Source organism: Rhodopseudomonas rhenobacensis (assembly GCF_014203125.1).
Classification (GTDB): Bacteria; Pseudomonadota; Alphaproteobacteria; order Rhizobiales; family Xanthobacteraceae; genus Rhodopseudomonas_A; species Rhodopseudomonas_A rhenobacensis.
Map to the genome: position 1 here is coordinate 60,421 of NZ_JACHIH010000028.1, position 8,122 is coordinate 68,542.

Below are 8,122 nucleotides of genomic sequence, written 5' to 3' on the forward strand. Positions count from 1 at the left end.
TCAATCTCGCCAACATCCGTAAGGCCCGCCCGTGACCGACATGCTGTCCGTAAATCGCATCTCGAAAAGTTTCGCTCAGGGCCAAGTCGCGGCACTGCAGGATGTCAGCCTGTCGCTCAAACAAGGCGAGATCCGCGCCATCTGCGGCGAAAACGGCGCCGGCAAGAGTACGCTGGTCAAGATTCTGATGGGGATCCAACGCCCCGACACCGGCACCATCCATGTCGATGGTCGTCCCGCGGAATTTCTCTCGCCGCGCGATGCGCAGGACGCCGGCTTCGCCCAGGTCGCGCAGGAGCTCAGCATCGTGCCGTCGCTCTCGGTGCTCGACAACATCTGGCTCGGCAGCAACCGCGTCCCGGTGTTTCACCGCCGCCGCGAATTTCGCGACAAGGCGCAGGCGGCGCTGTCGCGGATCGGTGCCGGGCATATCGAGCTGGACGCTTTGGCCGGCGATCTTTCGATCGGACAATGCCAGATGATCGAGATTGCGCGGCTGCTGGTCGGCGACGCGCGGCTGCTGATTTTGGACGAGCCGACGGCGACTTTGTCCGACACCGAAATCGCCAACATCTTCGCTGCGATCCGGGCTCTCAAGGCCGAGGGGCGATCGGTGATCTACATCACGCACCGGCTCGGCGAAGTGTTTTCGATCTGCGACAGCGTCACCGTGCTGCGCAACGGCCGCCATATCGTCACCATGCCGGTCGGCGACTGCGATCGCGAGCACCTGATCGAGCTGATGCTCGGCCGCTCCTTCGAGGATATGTATCGGCATCAACCCAACGAAACCTTCCACGAAGCGGCGCTCAGCGTCGCCAACCTCTCGGTGCCCGGGCTGGTGCACGACTTGTCGATGACGCTGCCCCGCGGACGGCTGGTGTGCATCGCCGGCCAGGTCGGCTCGGGCGCGCATCACGTATTGCGGGCGCTGGCCGGGCTCAGCATCGCCACCGGCGAGGTGAGCGTCGGCGGCACGCCGATGCGGCTCAACTCGGCCGCGGTGTCGCGCGCCCACAACATTCATTTCATCTCCGAGGATCGCGCCGCCGAAGGCATCTTCGCGCGCATGCGCGTGCTCGACAACGTCGTCGCCACGCGGCTGCCGCTGCTCGGTTGGTTCGGACTGATCTCCCGGTCGCGACTTCGCAACGCAGCCAAATCGCTGCTGGCCCAGGTCGGCGTCGACAAGACCCGGCTGGATTCCGAGATCGGGCAATTGAGCGGCGGCAATCAGCAGAAAGTGCTGTTCGGCCGCGCCATGGGCCAGGCTCCCGGCATCTTGTTGATGAACGAGCCGACCCGCGGCGTCGACGTCGGCGCGCGCGCGGACATCTATCAGATGATGCGGTCGTTCTGCGACCAAGGCTTCGGTCTGGTGATGACCTCGACCGACCTCGAAGAGATCGTCGGCGTCGCCGATATCGTCATCACGCTGTATCGCGGGAAATTCGTGCGCCGCTACGAAGGCGCGGCCATCACCATGAAAGACATCCTCGCCGATATCACCCACCCGCCAGATCAGGCCTCACCGCCCGCCATGGCGATTTCCGGAGTGACCGCTTCATGAGCACGCCTTCCACTGTGGACCGTCCCGGATTTCGCGCGCCGAGCGCGCTCCGCCTTGCCAGCCGCGGCACGCTGATGATCACCGTCCTCAGGGTGGTGTTTCTGGCCGCGCTCGCGATCATTGCGTTGAGCTCGCCCGGCTTCCTCAGCGCGGCAAGCCTGCTGTCGCTGGTGACCACGGCATCGTTCGTCGGTTGCGTGGCGGTCGGCATGACGCTGTTGACCATGAGCGGGAACATCATGTCGTTCAGCCTCGGCGCGACGGTGTCGGCGACGACGCTGGTGTTCACCGCCGCGCTGCTCTCCTGGGGGATCGTTCCGGCGATTCTGCTGTCACTGATGTTCGGCGCGCTGGTCAGCCTGGCGCAGGGCTTGATCATCGGCTGGCTCGGCGCCAACCCGCTGGTCGTCAGCATCGCCTTCTTCGGACTGCTGATCGGCATCGCGCCGTGGTGCACCGACGGCAATTCGCTGTTCATTCCGCCAGGATCCGGCCAGGAGCTGCTGCGCGGCAAGCTGTTCGGCCTGCCGATCGAGTTCCTGCTGATGGTCGGCGTGGCGGTGATCGGACAATTGCTGCTGACGTTCACCGTGTTCGGCCGCAATCTAATGATGGTCGGCAGCAGCCGCAGGGCCGCCGAGGCCGCCGGCATCCGCGTCTGGCGCACCACGGCGAGCGCCTATCTGTGGGCCGGCCTGTTCGCCGCGGTGCCCGGCATGCTGCTCGCCGCGCGCTACAGCAAGGGCAACATGGATTACGGCGCGACCTTCGACTACGACGCCATCACCGCGGTGATCATCGGCGGCACGGCGATCGAAGGCGGTCGCGGCTCGATCGTCCGCACCATCATCGGCGTGGTGATCATGGAGGTCATTCGGGTGATTTTGCTGCTCAACGGCTTTCGTCAGGAATGGCAATACCTGATCTCCGGCATCACCATCCTGGCCGTCATTCTGCTGCAGACCACGATCGCACGAAAGTAAGCCGTCATGTTCAACCGCCGCCTACTGGTTCCCTATCTTCGTCCGTCGGCCGTGTTGCTGGCCGTCATCTTGATTCTCGCCGTCATCGACGGCAGCCATGGCCGGTTCCTCTCGTCCTCGATCGTGTTCAGCGTGCTGCAGATGTTCGCCACCGTGGGGCCGATCGCGCTCGGCGTCGGCATGACGATGATCATCCGGGAGTTCGATCTGTCGGTCGCCGGCATGGTCGGCATGGCCGGGTGCATCGCCGTGCTGACCGGCGGCGACAATCCCTGGCTCGGTCTCGCCGCAGCGGTCGGCACCGGGCTCTGCACCGGGCTGCTGCAAGGCTTCATCATCGCGCGACTGAAACTCCCGTCGATCGGCGTGACGCTCGGCGGCCTGCTGGTGTTCCTCGGCGTCTCCTACGCGCTGACCGGAAGCCGCTCGATCCAGTATGACGACCTCGAAGTCGCGGGGCTGCTCGGGCAACATATTTTCGGGTTCTTCTCCATTCCGAGTCTCATTATTCTGGTCATCTTTGCCGTCGTGGCGCTGATCTTCGGCATGACCAAGCTCGGCCGCGATCTGCTGGCGGTCGGCGGTGACCGCCGGGCCGCGCTATCCGCGGGCATTCGCGTCGACACCCTGCTGATCGGAACCTTCGCGTTCTCCGGGGCGCTCGCGGCGATGTGCGGCGCGCTGCTCGGCTACAGCCTGGCCTCGGCTGCGCCGACCGGCCTGTCCAACGTGCTGGTGCCTGCGACCACCGCGGCGATCCTCGGCGGCGTCTCGCTATCGGGCGGCACCGGCCGGCCGCTCGGCATCGCGCTCGGCACGCTGACGCTCAGCGTCCTGCAATCCGGGCTCAACGCGCTTGGCCTATCGTCTTACGCGCACGAGATCTTCGTCGGGCTGGTTCTTCTCGCCATCGCGATCCTCGACGGCACCGCCTTCAACGCGCGGCTCGACATGCTTCGGCTCGCGCTGCGCCGCAGCTGAAACGGCGCCGACCAACACTTGGAGAAATCCCGATGCCTCTCGTTCAAGTCCAACATCTCGCCGGCGCCTTCACCCGCGACCAGCAGACCCAGTTGATCCGCGACATCACCGACGCCTTCGTGCGGGTCTCTGGGGATGCGATCCGGCCGAACCTCCTGGTCACGATCAACGAGATCGCGAGCGGACTGTGGGCTTCCGGTGGCGTCCCGCTGACCATCGAGGAGGTCGAGCGCCGCCGCGCCGCCCGCAATCAGGGATAAGGTCGGCTTCGCGGAACTCGCCACGCTCACTCGTTGCGCCCTGCTCTCCGCGAGACGCGAACCCGGGCTGGTAGCTGCAGACTCGCCCTGGGCACTGCCCAATTTATGGCGACCAGACAGCAGTCCGAAACAACCGCCTGAGTTTTGGGCAACGAAACCCGCGCAACGCGGCTGCCGCCTTCGTTCCTTCACGGCAATTTCAAGCTATTCAGGCCCAGCAATGGCACGCGCGGCGTGACAGACCGCAAGCCGGTTGCTTCTCGCCGGCTGATCGCAACGTCCGCATCCGACTAAACCCTAGGCACCGCCCGCGAACCTATGATAGTGGGGGCGCCACCGCCCGCCGCCGGATTCGACCGACGCCCTCCGCCTACTCACTACGACACGAATATACGCGTCGTATCCTAAAGTTATTTTCCGGTCGCGAGCATCCTATGTTATGCACGCCAGATAGTTGAAGAAGCGGGCCGAGCAACCGATGAGCAAATCGAGCGATAAATCTACAGAGAAGACCGCCGCGTCGAAGGGCCTCTATGTGTCGCCGCTGACCACGTCGCGAAAGGATCTGCTGAAAGGCGGATCCGACGACTGGATGCGCGACGTCATCTACCGCCTGGTGCAGTCGCTCGGCCGTCTGCTGGCCTGCCGAGAGGCGTTCGGCCGGCGGCTGGATTTGACCAGCAGCCAGTTCACCGTGCTGATGGGCGTCGCCTATCGGCAAGGTCACGACGGCATCGCGATCGCTCCACTTTCCAACTACATTGGCCTGGCTGCCACCCACGTCACCACAGAGGTCGGCCGGCTGATCCGCAAAGGACTGCTGACCAAGAAGCGGAACACGAAAGACAAGCGCAGCGTGCTCATCAAGTTGTCGTCGAAAGGCGAAGCCGCGGTCACCGAGGTCGCGCCGGTGGTGCGAAGCATCAACGACATCCTGTTCAAAGGCATGGACCGCAAGCAGCTCGAGAGCGTCAACGAATTCGCCACGCAGCTGTTGCAGAATTCCGAATACGCCCTCGCCGAAATCAAGGTCGTCGAGACCTACCAGTCCTAGCTCCGCGCCTCCGCCGGCCGCCCCGCCTTCGGCTTCGCCGCCGAGGCGGCGGACTATGTCGCCTTGCCCGACAGCATGTCGCGCCATTTCTGCTCGATCTCGGCGGCTTCGCTCGGCAGCAGTGCCGAGGCGGTCGGATAGCTGTCGATCCAATCGAACGGCTTGCAGGCGTCGATGATCATCTTCGAATGCGAGGTCAGCCCGGCAACGCGATCGCCGGGACGAAGCCGCGGGTCGAGCGACGAACTCCAGGCGTTGCGGACGATGTCCACGGATTCAGACGGCTCGCAGCGCGTCGTCACCGCCCACATCACGTCGGCGAGGCTGGAGGGATCGACGTCCTCGTCAACGATGACGACGAGGCGTCCCATGTAGCTGTTCGCCGCCGCGATCAGGCCGGCGCGCTTGCTGTGTCCGGCATAGCGCTGCTTCAGCGCCACCACGGTCATCAGTTGCGAGACGTGCTGCCAGGCGCCGACGACGTCGGTCACCCCGCAAGTCTCCAGATTGCCCCAGATGCTGGCCGCCCGCATCGGCAGTCCGAAATGAAACCGCGGCGGCTTCAACGGCGGCGAGCCGAACAGGATCGGATCGTTGCGGTGATAGACGGCATCCACCCGCATCACCGCCGCGGGCCGGGTGTCGGCGGCGTAGTACCCCGTAAACTCGCCGAACGGCCCTTCCGGAAGCGTCATTTCGGACGGCGGCAACAGCACGCCCTCAAGAATGATTTCCGCATGCGCCGGAATCGGCAGACCGCTTCGCGGCGCTTTGATCACCTCGAGCGGGGTATTCTTGATCGCGCCGGCGAATTCATACTCCGACCCGCCCTCCGGCAAATACTCGAATCCGGAAATGAACAGCGCCGGATCCTGACCGTTGACGATCGCGATCGGGCACGGCTTGCCCTGGTCCCAATATTTGCGCGCGATGATCGCGCCGTGGCGGCCCTGATGGTCGAATTGCACGGTCGCATGATTGCGCGAATGCACCTGCACCCGGTAGATCGACGCATTGACCCAATCGCTGTCCGGATCGCCCGTCACCACCAGGCTGCCCGACCCGATATACGGGCCGCCGTCGCCGCGATGCCAGGTCGGCGCCGGAATCGTGCTCAGATCGACGGCGCCGCCCTCGAAACTGTTGTCGAAAAACGCCGCCGAACTGATCGTCTTGACCGGAAGCGGCTTCAGCGTCGCGCGCTTTTCCTTCCAGGCTTTCAGCGCCTCGACCGGCCGCAGCTCGGTGTCGATGCCGAGCGCCAATGCGGCGCGGCGGGGATTGGTCGTGGCGTTGGTGAAGACGCGATAGCCTTTCGGGAAGCCCTTGATGCTGTCGAACAACAGCGCCGGACACGCGGCCGAACCGGCCGCGACTTCGGTAATGCCGCCGAGCTCATGGACCGGATCCGCGCCGTTGATCCGGCGCAGTTCGCCGAGCGCGTCGATCTCCTGAATGTAGTCGCGCAGATCATTGTACATGTTGCGGCCCCAGCGAGGGGGACCGACGATGCCGCGTCGCTTGTTCGTAGGCATAAGCATAACGCAGCATGGCTGCGTCGTCATATGGCCGGCCGAGGAACGTCAGCCCGGCGGGAAGCCCGTTGCGGGTGAAGCCGCAGGGCACCACCACCGAGGGCACGAACACCAGAAACGTATTGATGTGAATGGCGCCGGTCTGGTCGCGGAACGGCGGGTTGAGCCCGTCGGCGATCAGCGTCGGCTGATGCTCGACGGCCTTGTGGACGATCGCATCCAGCCGCAGGCTCGCCATCACCTGATGCAGATTGAGCATCAGGGTGTCGCGCGCCTTGATGTAGTCGTGATAGCTGTCCTGATTGGGCTTGGCGCTCCAGCGCGCTTGCGCGCCGCGCGATACGCCTTTGAACACCTCGGACACCATCGCCTCGCGGCGTGACCGGAACGGCGGCGCAGCGGAGCCCGACACGTAATGCGCAAAGGACTCGTCGTCCTCGGTGGCCGAGCGGGCGCGCTTGCTGAGAAGCTCGACCAGGTCGGGGATCACGATCGGATCGACGACGTCGGCGCCCTGCTGTTTCAACTCGTCGACGGCGCGCGAAAACACCTCGTCGATCGCCTTGAAGTCGTCGCTATCGGGCTCGGTCGCGTAGCCGCACGGCTCACGGAGAATTCCGATGCGCGCGCCCTGCAGCGCGCCGACGGTCAGGTCCGCGGAATAGCTGTCGGCGATCCGGTGCGCGCCGAGCGCGGTGATCGGATCGTTGGCGTCGTAGCCGACCAGCGTGTCCAACAGAATGGCGAGGTCGCGAACGTTGCGCGCCATCGGGCCGAGCGAGCCGTTGATCGAGGGCCAGCCGCCGTAAATGCCGTCTCGGCTGACGAGGCCCGCGGTCGGGCGCATCCCGGCGATGCCGTTCCAGGCGGCCGGCCGCCGGATCGAGGAGAAGCCCTCCTGCCCGATGCCGACCGTGCAGAAATTCGCCGACACCGCGGCGCCCGATCCGCCGGACGATCCGCCGGCGGTGCGTTCGAAATCGAACACGTTGCGGGTGGAGCCGAACAACGAGCCGTGGGTGTCGCCGGCGCCGAGTTCGCCCAACGTCGATTTGCCGAGAATGATGGCGCCGGCGGCCTTCAGCTTCGCAAGCGCAAACGCGTCGCGGTTCGGCTGGTGCCCTGCGAACAACACCGAGCCCATCGTCGTCGGTTGACCGATCACGTCGCCCTGGTCCTTGATGACCATCGGAATGCCGTGCAGCGGCCCGGTCAGTCCAGACGCTTGATACTTGGCGTCGAGCGCATCCGCCTCGTCGAGCGCCGACGCATTGATCGAGATGATCGAATTGATCGACGGCCCGGCCTTGTCGTAGGCGGCGATGCGAGCGAGATAGAACTCGACCAGTTGGCGCGCGGTCAGCCGCCCGGCGCGCATCGCCTCGTGTACGCCGTCGATGGTAATCTCAACCAGAAACCCGTCGTCAAGGTCGGTCATCAAGCCCTCTCGTTGCACATTGGCGGAACGCTGCCGCCGTCGAATTCCCCGCGCGGCAAACTTGCTCTTTCACGGCCTGCTCCCGCTTGTCGGCCAAACCAAAGCCGGCGACGGCACGGGCGACGGAAATCTTTCAGAATTAATATACAGATCGTAGCTTGTTGCGTCGCGCTGTCAAGTTGAGCGGCTACCGCCTTCATCAATCAGCTAGAGCACGATGATTCTACGTTGACGCATATCCGGAATTGACGAAGTAGTTTGCGCATTCGGTGGGTGAGAAGTTGCCGAGGAGTGCGCCGAT

General features: G+C 64.7%; 7 protein-coding genes. 5 read left to right on the forward strand and 2 right to left on the reverse strand.

Features of this window, described 5'->3' with window-relative positions:
* Positions 1–40: 40 nt before the first annotated feature.
* The 5 genes from HNR60_RS18625 (at position 41) to HNR60_RS18645 (ending at position 4,848) form a co-directional block, all read left to right on the forward strand.
* Positions 41–1,570 carry a sugar ABC transporter ATP-binding protein gene (locus HNR60_RS18625; protein ID WP_184260512.1) on the forward strand — a complete coding sequence of 510 codons (1,530 nt, stop codon included), beginning with the start codon at positions 41–43 and terminating at the stop codon, positions 1,568–1,570.
* Complete coding sequence (locus tag HNR60_RS18630) at positions 1,567–2,553, forward strand: ABC transporter permease (protein ID WP_184260515.1); 987 nt, start codon at positions 1,567–1,569, stop codon at positions 2,551–2,553. Before HNR60_RS18625 ends, HNR60_RS18630 begins: the two co-directional genes overlap by 4 nt.
* Positions 2,554–2,559: 6 nt before the next feature.
* A complete protein-coding gene (locus tag HNR60_RS18635) occupies positions 2,560–3,534 on the forward strand; it encodes an ABC transporter permease (RefSeq protein ID WP_184260518.1) in 975 nt (324 codons plus the stop codon).
* Between the two features lie 32 nt (positions 3,535–3,566).
* Positions 3,567–3,794, forward strand: a complete 228-nt coding sequence (locus HNR60_RS18640; protein ID WP_184260521.1) for a tautomerase family protein — start codon at positions 3,567–3,569, stop codon at positions 3,792–3,794.
* Positions 3,795–4,272: 478 nt separating this feature from the next.
* Complete coding sequence (locus HNR60_RS18645; RefSeq protein ID WP_184260524.1) at positions 4,273–4,848, forward strand: MarR family winged helix-turn-helix transcriptional regulator; 576 nt, start codon at positions 4,273–4,275, stop codon at positions 4,846–4,848.
* Between the two features lie 53 nt (positions 4,849–4,901).
* On the opposite strand, the gene HNR60_RS18650 is transcribed toward HNR60_RS18645, so the two are convergent.
* Complete coding sequence (locus HNR60_RS18650; protein ID WP_184260527.1) at positions 4,902–6,329, reverse strand: UbiD family decarboxylase; 1,428 nt, start codon at positions 6,327–6,329, stop codon at positions 4,902–4,904.
* Positions 6,319–7,821, reverse strand: a complete 1,503-nt coding sequence (locus tag HNR60_RS18655) for an amidase (protein ID WP_184260530.1) — start codon at positions 7,819–7,821, stop codon at positions 6,319–6,321. The genes HNR60_RS18650 and HNR60_RS18655 overlap by 11 nt, the downstream gene beginning before the upstream one ends.
* Positions 7,822–8,122 lie beyond the last annotated feature (301 nt).